The sequence below is a fragment of the Veronia pacifica genome, assembly GCF_001707825.1.
Taxonomy (GTDB): domain Bacteria; phylum Pseudomonadota; class Gammaproteobacteria; order Enterobacterales; family Vibrionaceae; genus Veronia; species Veronia pacifica.
Window position 1 is genome coordinate 19,557 of the sequence record NZ_LYBM01000024.1, and the last position, 22,462, is coordinate 42,018.

Here is a 22,462-nt window from a genome sequence, read left to right on the forward strand (position 1 = left end):
TGACCTTTTTTGTGATCTTAATCAGATCAATCACCAGATCTTTGTGATCATTTGTCACAAATAAAAACCAGTCTAATTAATAAGACACTCGTTTTAATATTGTAACTATCAATAACGTTTTTATTGAGTGGTTCAGAATATGAGTGTTTATAGCCTGTCTGTTTTTCTGGCGCTAAATGTAGTTCTTAGTGGCATCTCCTATGCCGAACTGAATACACAACAAGTTGATAAAATGACGCCACCAACGGTTAGCCCATACATTGTTGCGGGCAAACCCGCACAGAATGGTGAGGTACCATGGCAGGTCTATTTGGTGGCCGGCAACTTTACCTGTGGTGGTGCTGTGATCAGTCGGGAGTATATTCTGACTGCAGCCCACTGTGTCGATAGTAACCACAAAGATGGCAAGGTAGAAGCTATCGAGCCAAGTAGGATTAGAGTCTATGCGGGCTTCACTTACCGTGGAGCGGTTAACTTTAATAACAGTGGTTACCAAGTGTCAGAGGCTCATATTTATACCGATTATAAGGAAGCCAATCTTCGTGGCGACCTTGCCTTACTCAAACTGTCCACATCGTTACCAGAGAGTGTGAAACCTATCCGCCTACTCCCACCTTCCAAGCAGGTTGAACTGGATAGTGAATTTAAGTCTGGAAAAACCAAAAATTTATTTGTCTCTGGGTGGGGTAAAACAGGAACAGATTTGCAGAACGACGGCCATTTATACCGAACTCACTTGACCGGAATACCAGATTATCAATGTAGTTGGATGGATCATGATTACCCGGGATATGCGCATATCTGCGCCAGTGACCCCCGCCGTGCAACAGGAACCTGCAGCGGAGATTCAGGTGGTCCTTTGGTTTGGCAAGACCCCAGCCACACAGCGGACGCTGACCGTGGTTACCGAGTTGTCGGAATTGTCAGTTTCGGCTCCGCAGAGGGGTGCGGTCTCACCTATCGGGAAGATGTATTTACACAGGTAAGTAGTTACTTCAACTGGATAGATAAGACAATCGAGGGAGGATATCAGTCTACAGAATCAAGGTTTACCGTTGATATCTTTGATCCTGACGAAATGGATTACCCATCGACGCCCCTATCCGTTCAGTCTGAGCCCCAAAACCAGTCAGCGGGTGCAATCCAATGGGTACTTTTTGTTTTGATCGGGCTGTTTGGCCTTCAGCGCCGCCGTTCATTTAAATTACCATCCTAACCTGACCCCCGAAGCTCCCTAGGCTTGATATTGCGGCCGATCGGCCTATACTGTCGAGCTGCTTTATAGGGGGCTTTTTTTAATGCAAGTAACCGATTTTCACTTTGACCTTCCAGATGAACTGATTGCGCGATATCCGCAGCCGGATAGAACTGCCAGCCGCTTACTGCAGCTCAATGGCAATTCTGGCGCACTCAATCATGGCCAGTTTACAGACATCCTTGAATTGGTTGAGCCTGGCGATCTCATGGTGTTCAATAATACCCGCGTGATCCCGGCAAGAGTATTCGGTCGTAAAGCGTCCGGCGGTAAGCTGGAGGTACTGGTGGAGAGGGTACTTGATGAGCACTCTATCCTTGCCCATGTCCGCTCTTCAAAAGCGCCTAAACCGGGCACGACAATGTTCCTCGGTGAAAAAGATGACTTCGAGGCAGAAATGGTAGCCCGTCATGACGCTTTGTTCGAGATCCGCTTTAAAGGTGATCGTGCGGTACTTGATATCCTGAACGAGGTGGGGCACATGCCTCTGCCACCATACATTGATCGCCCAGATGAAGATTCTGATAAAGAGCGCTATCAGACTGTATATAATGAGAAGCCGGGAGCAGTAGCCGCCCCTACCGCAGGTCTGCATTTTGATGATGCCATTTTAACCAGACTGAAAGAGAAAGGTGTTGAGACTGCATTCGTCACCCTGCATGTCGGTGCGGGCACCTTCCAGCCAGTTCGTGTCGATAATATCCTCGAGCATGTTATGCATGCCGAATACGCAGAAGTCTCTCAGGAAGTCGTCGATACGATTGCAGCCACCCGTGCACGTGGTGGACGGGTTATTGCTGTTGGCACCACCTCAGTCCGCTCATTAGAGAGCGCAGCGCAACGGGCAAAAGAGCAGGGCACCGAACTTCAGCCGTTTTTCGACGATACACAAATCTTTATTTATCCCGGCTACGAATGGCAACTGGTTGATTGTTTGGTCACGAACTTTCACCTGCCAGAATCAACATTGATCATGCTGGTCAGCTCTTTTGCTGGTTATGACAATGTAATGAAAGCGTACCGTGAAGCAGTCGATAGCCAATATCGCTTTTTCAGTTATGGTGACGCAATGTTTGTTACCCGTAAGAACGGATAAAGACCACTTTTAAAACTGGTGGCGTTTGATCACCGGATTATAACAGGCAGGTATTGCTGTCTGAACCGACCGCCAGACTGTTTCTCTGGCACATTGGAGGCAATTTGAAATACGAATTAATCAAGAAAGATGGCCGTGCACGACGCGGCCGTCTGGTTTTTGAACGTGGAACGGTAGAAACGCCAGCATTTATGCCTGTCGGCACCTATGGCACAGTAAAAGGCATGACGCCGGAAGAAGTCAAAGAGACCGGTGCTCAGATTCTTCTGGGCAATACTTTCCACCTATGGCTGCGACCTGGGCAGGAAGTCATGAAAATGCATGGCGATCTGCATGACTTTATGAACTGGCAGGGTCCTATCCTCACTGACTCTGGCGGCTTTCAGGTGTTCAGTTTGGGCGATATTCGGAAAATCACTGAAGAAGGCGTACATTTCCGTAACCCGGTGAATGGCGATAAAATCTTCATGGATGCCGAAAAATCAATGGAGATTCAGCGCGATCTGGGCTCAGATGTTGTCATGATTTTTGACGAGTGTACGCCGTACCCAGCGACACATGATGAAGCGCAGAAATCGATGGAAATGAGCCTGCGCTGGGCAAAACGTAGCCGTGTTCATCACGATAAACTTGAAAATAAAAATGCCCTTTTTGGTATTGTTCAAGGCTCTGTATATGAAGATCTCCGTGATGTCTCCGTCAAAGGTCTGACAGAAATCGGTTTCGATGGTTACGCTGTGGGTGGTCTGGCTGTCGGCGAGCCGAAAGAAGATATGCACCGTGTATTGGAGCATACTTGCCCGCAACTGCCTGAAGATAAACCAAGATATCTGATGGGTGTCGGTAAGCCTGAAGATCTGGTTGAGGGTGTTCGTCGTGGTGTCGATATGTTCGACTGCGTGATGCCAACCCGAAATGCTCGCAACGGACATTTGTTTGTCAGTGATGGTGTGATCAAGATCCGTAATGCGAAACACAAAAGCGATACCAGCCCTCTCGATTCTGAGTGTGACTGTTACACTTGCCGCAACTACAGTAAGGCTTACTTGCATCATCTTGATCGCTGTAATGAAATTCTCGGTGCCCGTCTGAACACGATTCACAACCTGCGTCACTATCAATTACTGATGGAAGGTTTGCGTAAGGCTATCGACGAGGGTAAATTGGATGCCTTCGTAGAGGACTTTTATGCGCGACGTGGTCGGGATGTGCCACCGCTGAAAGAAGATTAATTTAATAACGTAAACATAAACGAGGACGTAAACGAATGTTTATTTCACAAGCGTACGCAGCAGGCGAAGGCGCTCCGCAGGGTGGCGGCATGCAACTTTTCATCATGTTAGGTCTGTTCGCGGTCATTTTCTACTTCATGATCTACCGCCCTCAGGCGAAGCGAGTGAAAGAGCACAAAGACCTAATGTCATCAATGGGCAAGGGCGATGAAGTCCTAACCGGTGGTGGCTTGGTTGGTAAAATCACTAAAATCGCTGATGACAGCGACTTCATTGTTATTGCATTGAATGACAACAATGAAGTGACTATTAAGAAGGACTTTGTGACTGCCGTTCTGCCAAAAGGCACTCTGAAGTCACTGTAATTAAGCAACCATAAAGGATCAAAGCTGTGCTGAACCGATATCCTTTGTGGAAGTACATCATGTTAGCGCTGATCATTACGGTTGGCGTTTTGTATGCACTTCCCAATATATACGGCGAAGATCCAGCGGTGCAAATCTCCGGGGCGCGTGGCGCCTCGGCAGATCTCTCTACTCTGGACTCTGCCAAAGCGACCCTCTCCGAGAGCGGCCTTACCTACAAATCAATCGCACTTGAAAACGGAACAGTCCTGATTCGTTTTAAAGACACCGATACCCAAATTGAAGCCCGCGACATTCTCAACCGTGGTTTGGGTAAAGAGGCTGTTGTAGCGTTAAACCTCGCCCCCTCCACACCTGAGTGGCTCGAATCCATCGGCGGCAGTCCAATGAAACTCGGTTTGGACTTGCGCGGCGGTATTCACTTCCTGATGGAAGTTGATATGGACGCGGCAACGGAAAAACTTCTCAGGCAGCAAGAGGACGCGTTCCGATCGGAATTACGCGAAGCTAAGATCCGTTACCGTGGTATTCGCACGACCAAAGATCAAAGTGTTGAAGTTGTTCTGCGTAAAGTTGAAGACGTAGAAAAAGCGGAAAAAGAACTCGCTAAACTCAACCCTGACATGCTGTTCACCGCAGATGAGTCAAAACGCACGGTAACTGCTGTGTTTACTGATGATCGCATGAAAGAGTTGCGCAATGAAGCCGTGGCACAAAACATCACGATTTTACGTAACCGCGTAAACGAACTTGGTGTTGCAGAGCCTCTGGTTCAGCGCCAGGGCGCAAACCGTATTGTTGTTGAGTTGCCGGGCGTTCAGGACACTGCACAGGCTAAGGAAATTCTTGGTGCCACTGCATCGCTGGAATTCCGTGAGGTAGACTCAAGTGCTGACCGCGCAGCCGCAGCCGCTGGACGTGTTCCTGCAGGTAGCGAAGTGAAGAACACCCGTGATGGTGCGGTTACTGTCCTCAAGAAACGCGTTATCCTTGGTGGTACCCATATCACCGATGCCAGCTCAAGCCGCGATGAATACGGTCGTCCTCAAGTTAACATCTCGCTAGACAGCGAAGGTGGTAACAAGATGGGTGCTTTCAGTAAGAACAATGTTGGTAAGCTCATGGCCACCTTGTTCATTGAATACAAAGACTCTGGCAAGCGCGATAAAAACGGCAAGGTCATTCTGACTAAACACGAAGAAGTGATTAATCAGGCAACCATTCAGAGCGCGCTTGGTCGTTCATTCCGTATTACAGGAATTGACAGTCAGGCAGAAGCGCACAACCTAGCAATACTGCTCCGTGCCGGTGCATTGATTGCGCCGATTTCCATTGTTCAGGAGCGTACTATCGGTCCTTCTATGGGACAACAGAATGTCGATATGGGGATCACTGCCTGTATCACTGGCCTGATTGCTGTCATGTTGTTTACGCTGGTTTACTACCGCCGCTTTGGTCTTTTTGCCAATCTGGCATTGCTGGCAAACCTTGTTCTGATCATTGGTGTCATGTCTATGATCCCGGGAGCGACCATGACCCTACCGGGGATTGCGGGTATTGTGTTGACTGTCGGTATGGCTGTTGATGCCAACGTGCTTATTTTTGAGCGGATACGCGAAGAGCTTCGAGAGGGACGTAACCCTCAGCAAGCTATCGATCAGGGATACAGTAACGCATTCAGTACAATTGCGGATGCAAACATCACTACGCTGATCACTGCGTTGATTCTCTTTGCTGTGGGTACCGGTGCCATTAAAGGCTTCGCGGTAACTTTATCTATCGGTATTCTGACATCAATGTTCACCGCTATCGTTGGAACCCGTGCACTGGTAAATCTGGTGTATGGTGGCAAACGCATCAACAAGCTGTCGATATAGGGGTAGATTGAATGTTTCAATTATTGAAGAACGACATCTCGATCAACTTTATGCGTTGGTCCAAAGGTGCCTTTTTGCTCTCGGCATTGATGATAGCTGCCGCTGTCGCCACTGTATCGACAAAATGGCTTAACTGGGGTCTGGACTTTACAGGCGGTACCCTGATTGAAGTGGGTTTCGAACAACCCGCTGACCTGCCTCAGATTCGTCAATCGCTTGAAGCAAACGGCTTCGGTGACGCTGTTGTGCAGAACTTCGGTACAGCAACAGATGTCATGGTTCGCCTGCGTCCACGTGACAACATGAATGGTGAGGAGCTTGGTGGGAAAATCATTGAAGCCATCAAATCCGGCACTGGTCAAAATGTCGAAATGCGTCGGATTGAGTTCGTTGGACCGAATGTCGGTGATGAACTGGCCGAGGCGGGTGGGCTTGCCATCCTTGTCTCCCTGATCTGTATTTTGCTGTACGTCTCTGTTCGTTTTGAGTGGCGTCTTGCTGCAGGTGCGGTTCTTGCACTGGCGCATGACGTGATCATAACGATTGGGATCTTCTCTCTGTTACAGGTCGAAGTTGACTTAACTATTGTTGCGGCGCTGTTGACCGTTGTCGGTTACTCGCTGAACGATACCATTGTCGTCTTTGACCGAATTCGTGAGAATTTCCGCAAGATGCGTAAGGGAAGTCCGGCTGAGATCATGAATGCCTCGATTTCTCAGACGCTGAGCCGTACGCTCATCACTTCAGGAACGACGTTGTTTGTGGTTATTGCTCTGTTCACTCAGGGTGGGCAGATGATCCATGGCTTTGCTATGGCGCTGTTGATTGGTATAACCGTCGGTACTTACTCGTCTATCTATGTTGCTTCGGCACTGGCGCTCAAACTGGGTATCACCCGCGAGCACCTGCTGGTTCCAGAGGTGACAAAAGAGGGTGAAGAGTTTGAATCAATGCCTTAATATCAGGCTGAACGTCAAATTGAAGACACAAAAAAAGCGGCTATGAGCCGCTTTTTTCTTACTGGCTGGTCTAGCCAATTATTTCATCATTGCTTCGTTCGCGTTTTCACGAATCTTACCAAGAATGCCTTTCAGCACTTTTGGATTTGCAGCAACGATATTTCCAGACTGCATGTAGGCAGTTGCACCAGAGAAGTCAGTACACAAAGCACCTGCTTCACGGGCAATTAGTTCACCAGCAGCCATATCCCATGGCTTCAGTCCCAGCTCAAAGAAACCATCAACACGTCCGGCAGCAACGTAGCAAAGGTCCAGTGCTGCAGAGCCTGTACGGCGGAAGTCAGCACAATCAACGAACAATGCGCTAACAATGTTTACGTAGCTTTCTGAATGTTGTTTCGCTTTGAACGGGAAACCAGTCGCCAGAATGGTACCGCCAAGGTCTTTGCTTACGCCAACGCGGATACGTTTGCTGTTAAGCTGAGCACCAGCGCCACGTTGAGCACTGAAGAGTTCATTACGGATTGGATCATAGACACAGGCAACTTCCGTGCGGCCTTTGATGCGCAGAGCGATAGAAACTGAGAAGTGAGGCAAGCTCTTAACGAAGTTAGTCGTTCCATCCAGTGGGTCGATGATCCATTGGTAATCTGCGTCTTTACCAGACACAACGCCAGACTCTTCGGCAATAATATTGTGCTCAGGATAAGACTTTTTGATCACATCGATGATGATCTGTTCAGCGCCCTGATCGATATTGGTAACGAAGTCATTCGTTCCTTTCTGAGACGTTTCAACGTTATCAGTGTTTTCAGCAGATTTTGCGATAAAGTCGCCAGCCTTTCGCGCGGCGCGAATGGCAATGTTTAGCATTGGATGCATACAAATTTCCCAACGGATGTTAAAGAACGAAAAGCGGGGGGAGTATAGGCAAACTCGAACCAAAAGGGAAGCGGTTATTTTTTGCTCGTTTGTTGGTGCTGTAGAGAGCAAAATCAGGCAAAACTTTCGCCTTTATGATAACATCCTGCCGTTTTTAATCCTGCCTCACGAAACTGGCACACAACTCTGGTTTAGCAATGTTAGAAAATATCCGAATTGTTATGGTCGGAACCACGCATTCCGGCAACATCGGCTCGGCCGCTCGTGCAATGAAAGTAATGGGACTCAAGAATATGGTTCTTGTGGCACCCGAGTGTACTGTTGACGGTCAAGCCATCGCCCTCGCTGCAGGCGCCAGTGATATCGCCAATAATGCGCGTGTTGTGAGCAACCTCGGGGAGGCAGTGGCCGACTGTGGTTTGGTCGTAGGGACCAGTGCGCGTAGCCGTACTTTAGAGTGGCCGATGCTTAACTCTCGTGAATGCGGCGAAAAGGCGGTACAAGAGTCAACATCCTATCCAGTTGCTATTGTGTTTGGTCGCGAGCGCACCGGACTCACCAATGAAGAATTACAGCGTTGTCACTTTCATGTTGCGGTTGACGCTAACCCCGAATATAGCTCACTGAATCTGGCGATGGCAGTGCAGATCCTGAGTTACGAGGTGAGAATGGCATGGTTGGCATCGCAAGCCTACCAAGGTGAGGTTAAGGAGCAGCCCTATCCACTAACTGAAGACCTTGAGCGTTTTTACACTCACCTTGAGTCGGTTCTTTACAATACCGGGTTCATTAACAAACAGCATCCCGGAATGGTGATGGCGAAGCTTCGTCGTTTGTTCAACCGGGCTCGTCCAGAGAGCCAAGAACTCAATATCTTACGGGGAATTTTATCGTCCGTAGATAAACTGTTTAAGGGTAAAATGTAAAAATTAAAACCTGACTGTTTTAGTAAGGTAAATACTTGACCAAAAAGGTCGGGTATGTCAGACTCAAATCATAAATTTTCCTGCGGGTACTGTGATATGAGACTGACTTCTAAAGGCAGATATGCCGTCACTGCAATGCTTGATGTTGCGTTACATTCTGATCTTGGGCCTGTGCCTTTGGCAGATATTTCTGAGCGACAAGGCATTTCACTTTCGTATCTGGAACAGTTATTCTCCCGTCTTCGTAAAGCTGGACTAGTTTCTAGTGTACGAGGACCGGGTGGAGGATATAGACTGGGTCTGGAAGCAAGTGAAATCGCAGTGGGTATGGTCATTGCCGCTGTTGATGAGTCTGTTGATGCGACCAAATGTCAGGGTAAATCTGACTGTCAGGGCGGTTCACGCTGTCTGACGCACACGCTATGGCGTGATTTGAGTGCACGAATCAGCAGCTTTTTGAACGACATCACGCTCGGTGAGCTGATGAAAGATAATGAAGTCAAACAGGTCGCAGGGCGCCAGGACATGTCTCTGGAAAACTCGTCATCTGTTCGACATGGTTTTAGCTCCAACGGCAGCGAGGAACAGCACCAAATCGTCGGTGTTGACTTTCGCTCCTGAATTTACGACGTGATGGAGTCATTGGAGAAACAAATGAAATTGCCTATTTATTTTGATTATTCTGCAACCTGCCCGATTGACAAGCGCGTGGCAGACAAAATGGTTCAGTACATGACCATGGACGGATGTTTCGGTAATCCGGCTTCACGCTCGCACCGTTTCGGGTGGCAGGCGGAGGAAGCTGTTGATACAGCCCGTGAACACATTGCAAATTATCTGAATGGTGATCCGAGAGAGATCGTTTTTACATCAGGTGCTACTGAGTCGAATAATCTGGCAATTAAAGGTGTGGCTAACTTCTACGGTAAGAAGGGCAAGCACATCATTACCTGCAAAACAGAACACAAAGCAGTACTAGATCCATGCAGACAGCTTGAGCGTGAAGGCTATGAGGTAACTTACCTTGAGCCTGAAGCGAATGGCCTTATTGATATGAATAAGCTGTCTGAAGCGATGCGTGATGACACAGTACTTGTCTCTGTCATGCATGTGAATAACGAAATCGGCGTGATTCAGGACATAGCAGCAATTGGCGAACTATGTCGTGAGCGTAAAATCATCTTCCATGTTGACGCAGCTCAGTCAATTGGTAAGTTGCCGTTGGACGTTAAAGAAATCAAAGTCGACTTGATCTCTATGAGTGCGCACAAATTTTATGGCCCTAAGGGCATTGGCGCGCTTTATGTACGTCGTAAGCCACGTATTCGTCTGGAAGCACAGATGCACGGTGGCGGTCATGAGCGTGGAATGCGCTCTGGCACCCTGCCTACTCACCAAATCGTAGGTATGGGTGAAGCAATGCGAATTGCTAAAGAGGACTTGGAAAAAGACCAGGCTCACTCTCTGGCGTTGCGCACGCGTTTCTTCGAAGGTGTGAAAGACTTAGAAGCAGTTTATGTGAATGGTGATCTGGAACAACGCGTTGCAGGTAACCTCAACATCAGCTTTGCATTCGTTGAAGGCGAATCTCTGCTGATGGCTCTGAAAGATCTGGCGGTATCATCTGGTTCTGCATGTACATCTGCAAGCCTTGAACCATCGTACGTGCTTCGTGCTCTGGGTCTTGACGATGAACTGGCTCATAGCTCGATTCGTTTCTCATTTGGTAGGTTCACCACGGAAGAAGAAGTGGACTATGCTATTGCGCAAGTTCGAGAAGCAGTTGTTAAGCTGCGTGACATGTCGCCTCTGTGGGATATGTACAAAGAAGGTATTGATTTAAGTACTGTTGAGTGGGCACACCACTAAGCAGTTGTAGGACTTCGAGGATAAGATCATGGCTTACAGCGAAAAAGTAATCGACCATTACGAAAACCCACGCAACGTTGGGTCTTTTGATAAAAATGACCCAAATGTTGGTAGCGGTATGGTTGGCGCACCTGCTTGTGGTGACGTAATGAAGCTGCAAATTAAGGTAAATGACGATGGCATCATTGAAGATGCGAAGTTTAAAACCTACGGTTGTGGCTCGGCAATCGCATCTAGCTCACTGGTTACTGAGTGGGTGAAAGGCAAGTCAATTGACGAGGCGGCTGGTATTAAAAATGCAGAGATTGCTGAAGAGCTAGAGTTGCCACCTGTAAAGGTACACTGCTCTATTCTGGCTGAAGATGCAATTAAAGCCGCAGTCAGTGACTATAAAAACAAGCACAAGGCATAAAACGTAAAAGAGGTTATTGATATTTATGGCCATTACCATGACAGACGCTGCCGCGTCTCGTGTTAAAAGTTATCTCGATAATCGCGGCAAAGGCATTGGATTGCGTCTGGGTGTGCGGACATCCGGCTGTTCAGGGATGGCCTATGTACTTGAGTTTGTCGATGAGCTTCAAGACGGTGATGAGATTTTCGAAAAATCCGGCGTGAAAGTAATCATTGACCCCAAAAGCATGGTCTATCTGGATGGTACAGAACTTGATTTTGCCAAAGAAGGGTTGAACGAAGGCTTCAAATTCAATAACCCCAATGTCAGCAGTGAATGCGGTTGTGGCGAGAGCTTTAACGTCTAACTCGTGAGATGACATGAATCATTTCGAATTATTTGGGCTACCATGTCAGTTTGAGCTGGATGGTAGCTCTCTTTCTTCCTGCTTTCGCGAACTTCAGCGAAAGTTTCATCCAGACCGTTTCGTGACGGCCTCGGAGCAAGATCGTTTGTTGGCGGTACAAAAGGCCGCGCAGATTAACGATGCTTATCATACTCTTAATGACCCCGTTCGTCGGGCAGAATACTTACTTTCTTTGAATGGCGTAGATCTGAAAGACGAACAACAAACCATGCAGGATCCCGAGTTTCTGATGCAACAAATGGAGTTGCGTGAGGAGCTAGAAGATATCGCTCATGCTTCAGACCCAGAATCAGACCTGTTTGATTTTGACACCAAGGTAGCGGCATTTTACCGTGAGTTATTGGCCGAACTAGCTCAATTATTAACTGAGCAGCGCTGGCCAGATGCCGCTAATCAGGTCCGAAAGCTCAAGTTTGTGGTTAAGCTTAAGCAAGAAATTGAACGCATTGAAGATCAGTTGCTTTGATAATAAAGGCAACTGGATAGAACAGGATTAAACATGGCACTGTTACAAATTGCAGAACCCGGCCAAAGTACCGCGCCGCACGAGCATAAGCTTGCGGTCGGTATTGACTTGGGTACAACCAATACGCTGGTTGCAGCGGTACAGAGTGGAAGTGCAAGAACCTTGACCGATGAGGCTGGTAAGGCACTGATTCCCTCAATAGTTCACTATGGTGATGATGTTGTCACTGTCGGTAATGAAGCAAAAGCATTCAGCGAATCAGACAGTGCAAACACAGTTGTCTCAGTCAAACGCATGATGGGACGTTCGTTGGAAGATGTTCAGGCACGTTACAAACAGCTGCCCTACGATCTGAAAGCGTCTGAAAACGGTTTACCTCTTATCAATACCCGAGCGGGCCAAAAGAACCCGATTCAAATTTCCGCTGACATCCTTACAACAGTGAAGGAACGTGCAGTGGCTTCATTGGGTGGCGAACTTGAAGGTGTCGTGATCACTGTTCCGGCATACTTTGATGACGCCCAGCGAGCTGGAACCAAAGATGCCGCTAATCTTGCCGGATTAAATGTACTTCGCCTGCTCAATGAGCCAACGGCGGCCGCAATTGCCTATGGCTTAGATTCCGGTCAGGAAGGTGTGATTGCCGTTTACGATCTGGGTGGTGGCACATTCGATATATCCATCCTTCAGCTCAGCAAAGGTGTATTCGAAGTATTAGCGACCGGCGGCGACTCCGCATTGGGTGGTGACGACTTTGACCATCTTGTAGCGGATTGGATTGCTAAGAGGGCTGGCTTTAATAGCTTAAGTGGTGATGATTATCGTCGGGTACTAAACGCCGCTGCTGCTGCTAAAATTTCGCTGAGTGACTCTCCGAGCGCTAACATTGACGTGCTTGGTTGGCAGGGTGAGATCACGCGTAGCGAATTTGACTCTCTGATCATGTCACTGGTCAAAAAGACACTCTTATCCTGTCGCAGAGCATTGAAAGATGCGAGTGTGATGGCAGAGGACGTGCTCGAAGTTGTCATGGTTGGTGGTTCAACCCGTGTTCCTCTGGTCCGTGAAAAAGTGGGCGAGATGTTTGGTAGAACACCTCTGACAAGTCTTGACCCCGATAAAGTGGTTGCTTTGGGTGCTGCGACACAAGCTGATATTCTTGTCGGCAACAAACCTGACAGTGAAATGCTCCTTCTGGATGTTATTCCGCTGTCACTGGGCATCGAAACAATGGGTGGAATGGTAGAAAAAATTATCCCACGCAATACAACGATCCCGGTTGCCCGTGCTCAGGAGTTCACGACATTCAAAGATGGGCAGACTGGCATGAAAGTGCATGTAGTGCAGGGCGAGCGAGAAATGGTTGATGATTGCCGTTCGCTGGCTAATTTCAGTCTGAAAGGTATTCCTCCCATGGTGGCTGGTGCTGCACATATCCGCGTGACTTATCAGGTAGACGCTGATGGACTACTCTCTGTCACTGCGATGGAAAAGAGTACTGAAGTTGCTGCATCAATTCAGGTGAAGCCATCTTACGGCCTGAGTGATGATGAAATAGCCAATATGATCAAGTCGTCTTTCACCCATGCGGAAGATGACAAAAATGCCCGATACCTTGCTGAACAGAGAGTTGAGGCAGATCGGGTAATTGAGGGCCTTCTTGTTGCGATTCAGCAAGACGGTGACGAGCTGCTGTCAGATGGAGAGCAGAAAGCCCTGATCGAATCTATTGAAGGTCTGATCGCGTTGCGAAACGAAGATGATGGCTCAGCAATAGAGCGTGGGATTAAAGATACAGATAAAGCTAGCCAGGAATTTGCTGCACGTCGGATGGATAAATCTATCCGTGAAGCACTGGCAGGTCATTCGATTGATGAGGTTTAATCATGCCAAAAATTATTGTATTACCGCACCAAGAATTGTGCCCAGACGGCGCGGTGCTGGAAGCAAGTCCAGGTGATAGTGTTCTGGATGTTGCGCTAAAAAATGGCATCCATATCGAACATGCATGTGAGAAGTCATGTGCCTGTACGACCTGTCATGTCGTTGTGCGTGAAGGTTTTGATTCACTTGAAGAAAGTACTGAACTCGAAGATGATATGCTTGATAAAGCATGGGGATTAGAGCCTGAATCACGCCTCGGTTGTCAGGCTGTGGTTGCAGATGAAGATCTGGTTGTCGAAGTCCCACGTTATACCCTGAACCACGCTTCAGAAAATCACTGATCATCGGAGAATAATAATGAGCCTGACATGGACCGACTCGCGTGATATTGCTATCGAACTGGTCGACAAGTTTCCAGAACTCGATCCTAAGACGGTACGTTTCACCGATTTACACCGTTGGGTAATGGAATTGGATGATTTTTCAGACGACCCAGATCGTTCAAATGAAAAAATCCTTGAAGCCATTATTTTGTGCTGGATGGATGAAATGGATTAACTGCAGGGTGAAGCGCTTGTTTTAACGCGTATTTACAGGCAGAGTAATCAGCAACTACTACAGCGGGCACTATGCCCGCTTTATTATACATTGAGGATGGTCGGCCCCGCGAATTGCTTAGCCGGAAAGTACCGATCGAATGCTTGCCGCACTGCATTGTCTGTGGGCAAGATACAAAAGGAGTTATTCATGACTGAAAAGATGTCTGTCTCGTTATCCACTGACCCCGCCGCTGCTCATTGGGGCGCAAAAGCCATTGTTTCGTTCTCAGGAAAGGGCGCTACGGTTCACGTGAATGAAGACAATGAACTGGATGTTATTCAGAAAGCCGCCCGCAAACTGAATGGGCAGGGTATCAAGCAGGTATCACTGAGCGGTAAGCATTGGGGACTTGAATCATGTTGGGCTTTCTACCAAGGTTTTCGCACTACAAAAAGTGGTTCCTCGGTCGAGTTACCCAAATTAAAAGCGGCAGACAGTAAAGAGTTGGACGATCGAATCCGCACTATCGACTGGGTTCGCAACATCATCAATGAGACTGCAGAAGAGGTTGGCCCGCAACAACTGGCTTCCCGTGCAGCAGAATTTGTCAAATCACTGGCTGAAAACCCTGACATGGTCACTTACAAAATTGTCAGTGGTAATGATTTGCTGGAGCAGGGCTGGAATGGTGTACATACCGTTGGTCGCGGTTCTGCAAGGAAGCCAGTTATGTTGCAGTTGGACTATAACCCAACAGGCGACGCCGATGCTGATGTATTTGCCTGTATTGTCGGTAAGGGTATCACCTTCGATTCAGGTGGCTACAGCATCAAACCCTCTGGTTTTATGGAATCTATGAAGGCAGATATGGGCGGCGCTGCCATGGCGGCGGGCAGTCTTGGATTAGCTATCTGTCGTGGGTTAAACAAGCGTGTGAAGCTTATCCTGTGTTGTGCTGAGAACATGATCTCCAGTAACGCCTACAAACTGGGTGATGTGATCACGTATAAGAATGGTAAAACAGTCGAAGTGCTTAACTCAGACGCAGAGGGACGCTTGGTATTGGCGGATGGACTTCTCTATGCAAGTGAACAAAACCCATCTCTGATCATTGACTGTGCGACGCTGACTGGTGCATCCAAAATGGCGCTGGGTAATGACTATCATGCACTATTTAGCTTTGACCAAGCGTTATCGCAACGACTGATGGCTTCAGCGGAACAGGAAGATGAAAACTTCTGGCAACTTCCGTTGGCTGATTTTCACCGCAATATGCTGCCATCTAACTTTGCTGACCTTGCGAATGTCTCAAGTGGTCAATATATGCCGGGAGCAAGTACAGCAGCTGCATTTTTGTCATATTTCGTCGATAATTATAAAAATGGCTGGATGCACTTTGACTGTTCAGGCACCTATCGTAAAGCAGGTAATGATAAATGGTCTGTTGGTGCGACGGGCATGGGCGTAAAGACATTGGCACGTTTGCTGGTTGATGAATCAGTACGTTGATACAATTTTTTACCCAGTTAACGGTTCCGCTATCCTCTTCTAGGGACAATAGCGGGACTTCTGTTAACCTTTCGGCGACAGGTACTTTGCCGTAATTCTATAGAGTAGCGGCACCGAAAAAATAGAAAGCAGGAAAAAAGAATGACGTTAGAGCGCACTTTTTCAATCGTTAAGCCAGATGCTGTTCAGCGTAATCTGATTGGCGCAATTTATCAGCGCATTGAGAATGCTGGTTTCCGTATCGTTGCTGCAAAGATGTTGCACCTGACGCGTGAGCAGGCCGAAGGCTTTTACGCAGAACACCAGGGCAAACCTTTCTTTGAGAAACTGGTTAACTTTATGACCTCAGGGCCAATTATGGTTCAGGTCTTAGAAGGCGAAAATACGATTGCTGGTTACCGTGAACTTATGGGTAAAACTAACCCTGAAGAAGCAGCGCGTGGCACATTACGTGCTGACTACGCGGTAAACCACACGTTCAACTCTGTTCATGGTTCTGACAGCCCAGAATCAGCACAACGCGAGATCAGCTACTTTTTCGCAGCCGACGAGCTTTGCGACCGAGAAGACTGAACTCAGACAGGCTAATCTTTACTAAGGGGAGTATTTACTCCCCTTTTTTGTATTTATTCAATATTCGGGGTATAAAACGACTCAGGTAAACAGGTGGCATCCCGATCACAAAGGCTGTACAATTTCGCGCCTTCATCACGGCATTACGTCTGTTTCCAACAAATACTATCTTTCACGAGGCAATCCGATGACAACGGAAAAAATTAATCTACTTGATTTTGATCGAAAGGCACTTCGCACCTTCTTTGCTGAAGAGCTTGGCGAAAAAGCGTTTCGTGCTGATCAACTGATGAAGTGGATTTACCATTTTGGTTGTGATGATTTCGATCAGATGAATAATCTGAACAAGAAGCTTCGTGAAAAACTCAAAGCCGTTTGCGAAATTCGCGCACCTTACGTCAGCGAAGCACAACACTCTTCCGATGGAACCATTAAATGGGCAATGCGTGTTGGTAATCAGGATGTCGAAACTGTTTATATTCCTGATGATGATCGCGCCACTCTTTGCGTCTCTTCGCAGGTTGGTTGTGCACTTGACTGTAAGTTTTGCTCAACAGCTCAGCAAGGCTTCAACCGAAACCTCAAAGTATCCGAAATTATTGGTCAGGTTTGGCGTGCAGCCAAAGAGATAGGCGTCGAAAAAGAAACAGGTCGCCGTCCTATCACTAATGTGGTGATGATGGGGATGGGTGAGCCACTCCTCAATGTGAAAAACTTGCTTCCAGCCCTTAACTTGATGCTGGATGACCTTGGTTTTGGTCTTTCAAAACGTCGCGTCACAGTATCAACGTCAGGTGTGGTATCGGGCTTGGAGAAAATGATAGGCAACATTGATGTTGCGCTGGCGATTTCTCTTCACGCACCGACCGATGACCTCCGTAGTCAGATCATGCCGATTAATGACAGGTATGATATTGATACTTTCTTAGCCTGTGTTCGCCGTTATATCGCGTCGTCAAATGCTAACCGGGGTCGAGTGACAGTAGAATATATACTCCTTGATCATGTTAATGATGACATGGAGCATGCGCGACAGCTCGCAGAGCTATTAAAAGATACGCCTGCAAAGATAAACCTGATTCCCTTTAACCCCTATCCTGGTTCACCATACAAGAAACCGAGTAACTCTCGCATCGACAGATTTATGAAGACGTTGATGAAATACGAATACACGGTGACAGTGAGAAGAACCCGGGGTGACGACATCGATGCAGCATGTGGTCAGCTGGTGGGTGAGGTCATAGACCGAACCAAACGCACGCAAACCAGACTGACTATGAAGGAACAAATCCCTGTAAAGTCAGTCTGAATTTTAGATTGATTAATTAGGGAGAAGCTATGCTTCGTACTCGGGTTTATTTGATTCTTATCATTTCAGTATTGACTGGGTGTGTCACAGTTAAGGAAGAGCAAAATAAACCAGAGTTTGATAACATTCAGGCAGCGGAATCCCGAATTTCACTAGGTTTGGGGTATCTTAAAGCGGGAGAGTGGCAGCAGGGTCGACAAAATATTGAGTTGGCACTGAAGCATGCTCCCACTTATTACCGTTCTTTGCTGACCTATGCTTACCTGTTGCAGAAGACAGGTGATATCAAACTTGCAGAGAAGCAGTACAAGAAAGCGCTACGTTATTCGCCGAAAAACGGAGACGTGCAGAATAACTATGGCGTTTTTTTATGTCGTTATAAAAGGTATGACGAAGCGCAGGCAGCATTTGCCAAAGCCATTGCTCAGCCATACTATTACAAAACATCAGGAAGTTACGAAAACGCGGCACTATGTGCGATGAAAGCTGGCGATGTTGCTAAAGCCAAAGAGATGTTTGATAAGGCACTCAAACATGAGCCGAATCGGGTCGTCTCAACGCTTCAGTTGGTGAGGCTTGAGCTGAAGGATGGTGAATATAACCAAGCAAGATCGCGTCTTTTTTACTTTCACAAGCGATATGGTTATCGTGCAGACAGTTTGTACCTGACTATCAAGCTTGAATCTGCTCAGGATCGGCTGTTGGAGGTAGAAAAATATGCAAAAGTACTGGCTAGCCAATATCCGGAATCAAAAGAATATAGGCTGTATCTAGCGAATGAATACTGAACAGACCGAAAACAACGATATAGATTTGGATGTACCTCATCCGGGGACAGTTCTGAAAAATGCACGGGAGTCGATGGGACTCTCGGTGAAGGATGTGGCAGATAGGCTACGACTTCGAGTTAAAGTGATCGAAGATCTGGAAAGTAATACAGATACAGACAATCAAATCCCAACTTTTACCCGCGGCTACATTCGCTCCTACTCAAAATTACTTGGCCTTAACGCTGATGAGCTGTTGTCGGGTTATGTCAGTGATGAATCAGCTGAGCCTGACGTTCAGCAAATGCAGAGTTTTTCCAGAAAAACAAAAATGGAAAAATCAGATACTCATCTGATGACACTTACCTGGATTATTCTCGTTGCTGTTATTGGCTTGTCAGCTTACTGGTGGTGGCAAGATCAGAATGCCAAGGCATCAGACGCTTCCGCATCGCAAATAACCTCTCAGGAACCTATTGCAAAAGACGAGCAATCTGAACAACCGAGCGAATCTGCCCTGCCTGTTACCCGTATAGAGCCGACATCACCGTCAACAGACAGTGTGAATGAAGAAGACACGACATCAGGTGAAAGCATCTCTGCTATCCCAGTCTCTGATTCAGTCGAAGCAGAGTCTGTCGCTGTCAAAGAGGATGCGGCTGTTGTTACAGACACAAGTGCTGACAATAATGAAATAGCCAGTGTTGTTGATGAACAAAGAACACAGAACGAAAATGAGACATCAAGCGTATTGAACTCAGGAAGTGATGAGTCAGCGAGTCAGACGCCTTCATCTGAGACATCCGGGCTGACACCGCTAGTGATGTCATTCAGTGCAGACTGCTGGATTGAAGTACGTGACGGCAGTGGTAAACGTCTTGCTACAGGGATAAAATCACCTGGAGATACGCTTGAGCTGGCCGGAACCCCACCATTCAAATTGGTGTTGGGTGCACCCAAAGCAGTGAAACTGACCTTCGATGGCAAATCGGTCGACATGAACAGTTTCCCTGCCGGTAAGGTAGCCCGGTTCAGCCTTCCGAAGTAATTTAGAGTAAATTGATGCACATAGAATCTCCAATAAAGCGCCGAAAATCTTCCCGGATTTATGTCGGTGATGTTCCTGTCGGGGGTGGGGCTCCGATAGCAGTACAGTCGATGACAAATACCCGAACAACGGATGTTGAAGCGACTGTCGCACAAATTAAAGCACTCGAGAAAGTTGGCGCTGATATAGTGCGTATCTCTGTGCCTACGATGGATGCCGCAGAGGCATTTAAAGAAATTCGTCAGCTGACAGATATGGCTCTTGTGGCTGATATCCACTTCGACTATCGCATTGCACTCAAAGTGGCTGAATATGGGGTTAACTGTTTACGTATCAATCCCGGCAATATAGGTAATGAGCAACGCATCCGTTCAGTGGTTGATGCTGCCAGAGACAAAAATATACCTATTCGGATCGGTGTCAATGGCGGCTCGCTGGAACGAGATCTTCAGGAAAAATACGGTGAACCAACGCCTGCAGCCTTGGTCGAATCGGCCATGCGCCATGTTGATATCCTTGATAGATTGAACTTTGACCAGTTCAAGGTGAGCGTAAAAGCGTCTGATGTTTTTCTCGCGGTTGATTCATACCGACAGTTGGCAAAGAAAATTGACCAGCCCTTGCACCTCGGTATTACTGAGGCAGGCGGTGCCCGTGCCGGGTCTGTGAAATCTGCAGTCGGTTTAGGTATGCTGCTCAGCGAAGGTATCGGTGACACTCTCCGCATCTCCCTGGCCGCCGACCCTGTCGAGGAAATCAAAGTTGGTTTTGATATTCTAAAGTCGCTCAGGATCCGCTCCCGAGGAGTTAATTTCATCGCCTGTCCAACATGTTCACGCCAAGAATTTGATGTCATTGGTACAGTGAATGAGCTGGAACAGCGTCTGGAAGACGTGGTGATCCCGATGGACGTCTCTGTTATCGGTTGCGTGGTTAACGGACCAGGTGAAGCTGAGGTCTCTCACATAGGTGTTGCGGGTGGTAACAAGCGCAGTGCCTATTATGACGATGGTAAACGCCAGAAAGAGCGGTTTACTAACGACGACCTTATTGATCAATTGGAAGCGAAGATTCGCGCCAAGGCAGCGATGCTGGATACAGCCAATCGCATTGATATATCCCAGAAATAACAAATACGGCCGTCGACCCTGACGACCGTTTTCCCTTTTAAACAGATCGGTTTCGAGAGTAAACGTGGCGAAAACAATTCAAGCAATCCGAGGAATGAACGATTTCCTCCCAAGCCAAACGCCATTATGGCAGAAAGTAGAAATAGCATTGAGAGATGTGGCCGGTGCCTATGGCTACAGCGAAATTCGCATGCCGATCGTAGAATCAACCCATCTGTTCTGCCGTGCCATCGGTGAAGTGACCGATGTTGTTGAGAAAGAAATGTATACCTTTGATGATCGCAATGGCGATAGCCTGACATTGCGACCTGAAGGTACAGCGGGTTGTGTGCGTGCTGGTATAGAAAATGGCCTGCTTTACAATCAAGAGCAGCGTCTTTGGTATATGGGACCTATGTTCCGTCACGAGCGTCCTCAGAAAGGCCGTTATCGTCAATTCCACCAGTTTGGTGTTGAGGTGTTTGGTCTCAATGGGCCTGACGTCGATGCTGAAATCATCATGCTGACAGCGCGTCTGTGGCGTAAGCTGGGTATCGAAAAGCATGTCCGGTTGGAACTTAATTCAATCGGTTCGCCGGAAGCACGAGCAAACTACCGTGAAGCGCTAATTGCATTCCTTGAGCAGCATGAGTCTGTGTTAGATGACGACTGTAAACGCCGAATGCACACTAATCCGTTACGTGTACTGGATACTAAAAATCCAGAAATACAGGCTGTTCTTGTTGATGCTCCTAAGCTCTCTGAATATTTGGATGACGAGTCTAAAGAACATTTTACAGGTTTATGTGAACTCCTTGACAATGTAGGTATCGAATATCAGGTGAATGAGCGTCTGGTTCGTGGCCTTGATTACTACAACCGCACCGTATTTGAGTGGATCACTGAGAGCCTTGGTGCTCAAGGAACCGTCTGCGGAGGTGGTCGTTATGATGGACTGGTTGAACAACTCGGCGGGAAAGCAACCCCGGGTGTAGGTTTTGGTTTAGGTATTGAGCGCCTTGTGTTGATGCTTGAAGAGCTTGAATTGAATCAGACCAGACCTGCAGTCGATGTGTATGTTGTCACCATGGGCGAGGGTACACTCAAAGCAGGTATGTCTATGGCTGAGACGCTGAGAGAAAGTGTCCCAGGCCTTCGCGTCATGACCCACTTCGGTGGTGGCAATTTTAAGAAGCAGTTTAAGCGTGCTGACAAAGTCGGTGCTTCGGTTGCTCTGGTATTGGGCGAGAGCGAAGTCGCTAATGGTGAAGTCACTTTCAAAGATTTGAAAGGTGGCGAGCAACAGACCATTTCACAGGATGAAGTAGCCAGCAAACTGGCTCAATTGGTTTAAAGAGGACAAAACGTGGACGTCAATACCACAGAAGAACAACAAGTCGAAGAGATTAAAAAGTGGTTCAAGGAAAACGGAAAGGCTGTGATCCTTGGCGCCGTTCTGGGTCTGGGTGGTCTTTATGGCTGGCGTTATTACCAGGCTGAAACGATATCAGCACAAGAACAAGCATCTGATGCTTACAACAAGGTGATATCTGCTCTGACAGCAGGGGACGGCCAGCAAGCCGCGGAAGACTTTATCAAGCAAAATGAAGGTCAGGCCTATGCGGCGTTGGCAGCACTGCAGCTGGCTAAGAGCCAAGTTGAAAAGGGCGAACTAACTGCTGCTGCCGATCAACTACGTGTTGTGCAGTCCTCTGGTGATGATGCTTTAAAAGCCGTTGCAACGTCGCGTCTGGCACGTGTTGAGGCGGAGTTAGGCAACTTTGATGAAGCACTGGCGGAGCTTGATAAAGTAACGGCTGATAGCTGGAAAGCCAACGTTGCCGAATTACGCGGTGATATCCTTGTCAAAAAAGGAAATCTGGCAGGCGCACGTGATGCCTATGCTGCATCAATCGCAGCAGCTGACAACACCCTGGTTCAGATGAAGCTGGACAACCTCACCCAATAAGGTCAA

The 22,462-nt window shown here is 47.6% G+C and carries 24 protein-coding genes; 23 read left to right on the forward strand and 1 reads right to left on the reverse strand.

Translation table 11 applies throughout. The features are described 5' to 3' along the window. The first annotated feature begins 139 nt into the window (after positions 1-139). From A8L45_RS13295 to secF, 6 genes are all read left to right on the forward strand, one after another. Positions 140-1,216 carry a serine protease gene (locus A8L45_RS13295; protein WP_068903061.1) on the forward strand — a complete coding sequence of 359 codons (1,077 nt, stop codon included), beginning with the start codon at positions 140-142 and terminating at the stop codon, positions 1,214-1,216. Between the two features lie 82 nt (positions 1,217-1,298). After that, a complete protein-coding gene (gene queA, locus A8L45_RS13300; protein ID WP_068903062.1) occupies positions 1,299-2,351 on the forward strand; it encodes a tRNA preQ1(34) S-adenosylmethionine ribosyltransferase-isomerase QueA in 1,053 nt (350 codons plus the stop codon). Positions 2,352-2,455: 104 nt separating this feature from the next. After that, positions 2,456-3,583, forward strand: a complete 1,128-nt coding sequence (gene tgt, locus A8L45_RS13305; protein WP_068903154.1) for a tRNA guanosine(34) transglycosylase Tgt — start codon at positions 2,456-2,458, stop codon at positions 3,581-3,583. A 35-nt stretch (positions 3,584-3,618) separates the two neighbouring features. Next, positions 3,619-3,948: a preprotein translocase subunit YajC gene (yajC, locus tag A8L45_RS13310; RefSeq protein WP_068903063.1), complete on the forward strand. Its 330-nt coding sequence runs from the start codon at positions 3,619-3,621 to the stop codon at positions 3,946-3,948. A 26-nt stretch (positions 3,949-3,974) separates the two neighbouring features. After that, positions 3,975-5,825, forward strand: coding sequence for a protein translocase subunit SecD (gene secD, locus A8L45_RS13315; RefSeq protein ID WP_083228336.1), 1,851 nt, complete (start codon positions 3,975-3,977; stop codon positions 5,823-5,825). An 11-nt stretch (positions 5,826-5,836) separates the two neighbouring features. Beyond that, on the forward strand, positions 5,837-6,784 hold the full coding sequence (secF, locus tag A8L45_RS13320) for a protein translocase subunit SecF (protein ID WP_068903065.1): 948 nt from the start codon (positions 5,837-5,839) through the stop codon (positions 6,782-6,784). A 78-nt stretch (positions 6,785-6,862) separates the two neighbouring features. Here the strand turns inward: secF and suhB are convergent, their stop codons facing one another. Next, positions 6,863-7,666, reverse strand: coding sequence for an inositol-1-monophosphatase (gene suhB / locus A8L45_RS13325; protein WP_068903066.1), 804 nt, complete (start codon positions 7,664-7,666; stop codon positions 6,863-6,865). 197 nt (positions 7,667-7,863) lie between these two features. Between suhB and trmJ the strand changes: the two genes are divergently transcribed. The 17 genes from trmJ to A8L45_RS13410 all read left to right on the forward strand — a co-directional run bounded on the left by trmJ (position 7,864) and on the right by A8L45_RS13410 (position 22,456). Next, the gene (gene trmJ / locus A8L45_RS13330; RefSeq protein ID WP_068903067.1) at positions 7,864-8,592 is read left to right on the forward strand and encodes a tRNA (cytosine(32)/uridine(32)-2'-O)-methyltransferase TrmJ; all 729 of its coding nucleotides are present in this window, start codon (positions 7,864-7,866) and stop codon (positions 8,590-8,592) included. 96 nt (positions 8,593-8,688) lie between these two features. Next, on the forward strand, positions 8,689-9,213 hold the full coding sequence (gene iscR / locus A8L45_RS13335; RefSeq protein WP_068903069.1) for a Fe-S cluster assembly transcriptional regulator IscR: 525 nt from the start codon (positions 8,689-8,691) through the stop codon (positions 9,211-9,213). A 33-nt stretch (positions 9,214-9,246) separates the two neighbouring features. Beyond that, a complete protein-coding gene (locus A8L45_RS13340) occupies positions 9,247-10,461 on the forward strand; it encodes an IscS subfamily cysteine desulfurase (RefSeq protein WP_068903071.1) in 1,215 nt (404 codons plus the stop codon). Positions 10,462-10,489: 28 nt separating this feature from the next. Continuing rightward, positions 10,490-10,873: a Fe-S cluster assembly scaffold IscU gene (iscU, locus tag A8L45_RS13345; protein ID WP_068903074.1), complete on the forward strand. Its 384-nt coding sequence runs from the start codon at positions 10,490-10,492 to the stop codon at positions 10,871-10,873. 25 nt (positions 10,874-10,898) lie between these two features. Then, a complete protein-coding gene (gene iscA, locus A8L45_RS13350; RefSeq protein ID WP_068903075.1) occupies positions 10,899-11,222 on the forward strand; it encodes an iron-sulfur cluster assembly protein IscA in 324 nt (107 codons plus the stop codon). A gap of 13 nt (positions 11,223-11,235) precedes the next feature. Beyond that, a complete protein-coding gene (gene hscB, locus A8L45_RS13355) occupies positions 11,236-11,748 on the forward strand; it encodes a co-chaperone HscB (protein ID WP_068903077.1) in 513 nt (170 codons plus the stop codon). 33 nt (positions 11,749-11,781) lie between these two features. Continuing rightward, complete coding sequence (hscA, locus tag A8L45_RS13360; RefSeq protein WP_068903079.1) at positions 11,782-13,632, forward strand: Fe-S protein assembly chaperone HscA; 1,851 nt, start codon at positions 11,782-11,784, stop codon at positions 13,630-13,632. 2 nt (positions 13,633-13,634) lie between these two features. Next, entirely contained in the window at positions 13,635-13,973 is a 339-nt protein-coding gene (fdx, locus tag A8L45_RS13365) for an ISC system 2Fe-2S type ferredoxin (RefSeq protein ID WP_068903081.1), read from the forward strand. Positions 13,974-13,995: 22 nt separating this feature from the next. Beyond that, positions 13,996-14,190 carry a Fe-S cluster assembly protein IscX gene (iscX, locus tag A8L45_RS13370; protein WP_175401984.1) on the forward strand — a complete coding sequence of 65 codons (195 nt, stop codon included), beginning with the start codon at positions 13,996-13,998 and terminating at the stop codon, positions 14,188-14,190. Positions 14,191-14,379: 189 nt separating this feature from the next. Continuing rightward, positions 14,380-15,681: an aminopeptidase PepB gene (gene pepB, locus A8L45_RS13375; protein WP_068903085.1), complete on the forward strand. Its 1,302-nt coding sequence runs from the start codon at positions 14,380-14,382 to the stop codon at positions 15,679-15,681. A 141-nt stretch (positions 15,682-15,822) separates the two neighbouring features. After that, positions 15,823-16,254 (forward strand): nucleoside-diphosphate kinase, encoded by a 432-nt coding sequence (gene ndk, locus A8L45_RS13380; RefSeq protein ID WP_068903087.1) that lies wholly within the window; start codon positions 15,823-15,825, stop codon positions 16,252-16,254. Between the two features lie 187 nt (positions 16,255-16,441). Next, entirely contained in the window at positions 16,442-17,563 is a 1,122-nt protein-coding gene (gene rlmN / locus A8L45_RS13385) for a dual-specificity RNA methyltransferase RlmN (protein ID WP_068903089.1), read from the forward strand. A gap of 29 nt (positions 17,564-17,592) precedes the next feature. Next, entirely contained in the window at positions 17,593-18,351 is a 759-nt protein-coding gene (pilW, locus tag A8L45_RS13390) for a type IV pilus biogenesis/stability protein PilW (RefSeq protein ID WP_068903091.1), read from the forward strand. Beyond that, the gene (rodZ, locus tag A8L45_RS13395; protein ID WP_068903093.1) at positions 18,341-19,378 is read left to right on the forward strand and encodes a cytoskeleton protein RodZ; all 1,038 of its coding nucleotides are present in this window, start codon (positions 18,341-18,343) and stop codon (positions 19,376-19,378) included. The genes pilW and rodZ overlap by 11 nt, the downstream gene beginning before the upstream one ends. 14 nt (positions 19,379-19,392) lie before the next feature. After that, positions 19,393-20,508 carry a flavodoxin-dependent (E)-4-hydroxy-3-methylbut-2-enyl-diphosphate synthase gene (gene ispG, locus A8L45_RS13400; RefSeq protein ID WP_068903095.1) on the forward strand — a complete coding sequence of 372 codons (1,116 nt, stop codon included), beginning with the start codon at positions 19,393-19,395 and terminating at the stop codon, positions 20,506-20,508. Between the two features lie 64 nt (positions 20,509-20,572). Continuing rightward, a complete protein-coding gene (gene hisS / locus A8L45_RS13405; protein WP_068903096.1) occupies positions 20,573-21,841 on the forward strand; it encodes a histidine--tRNA ligase in 1,269 nt (422 codons plus the stop codon). A 12-nt stretch (positions 21,842-21,853) separates the two neighbouring features. Continuing rightward, positions 21,854-22,456: a YfgM family protein gene (locus tag A8L45_RS13410; protein ID WP_068903098.1), complete on the forward strand. Its 603-nt coding sequence runs from the start codon at positions 21,854-21,856 to the stop codon at positions 22,454-22,456. Positions 22,457-22,462 lie beyond the last annotated feature (6 nt).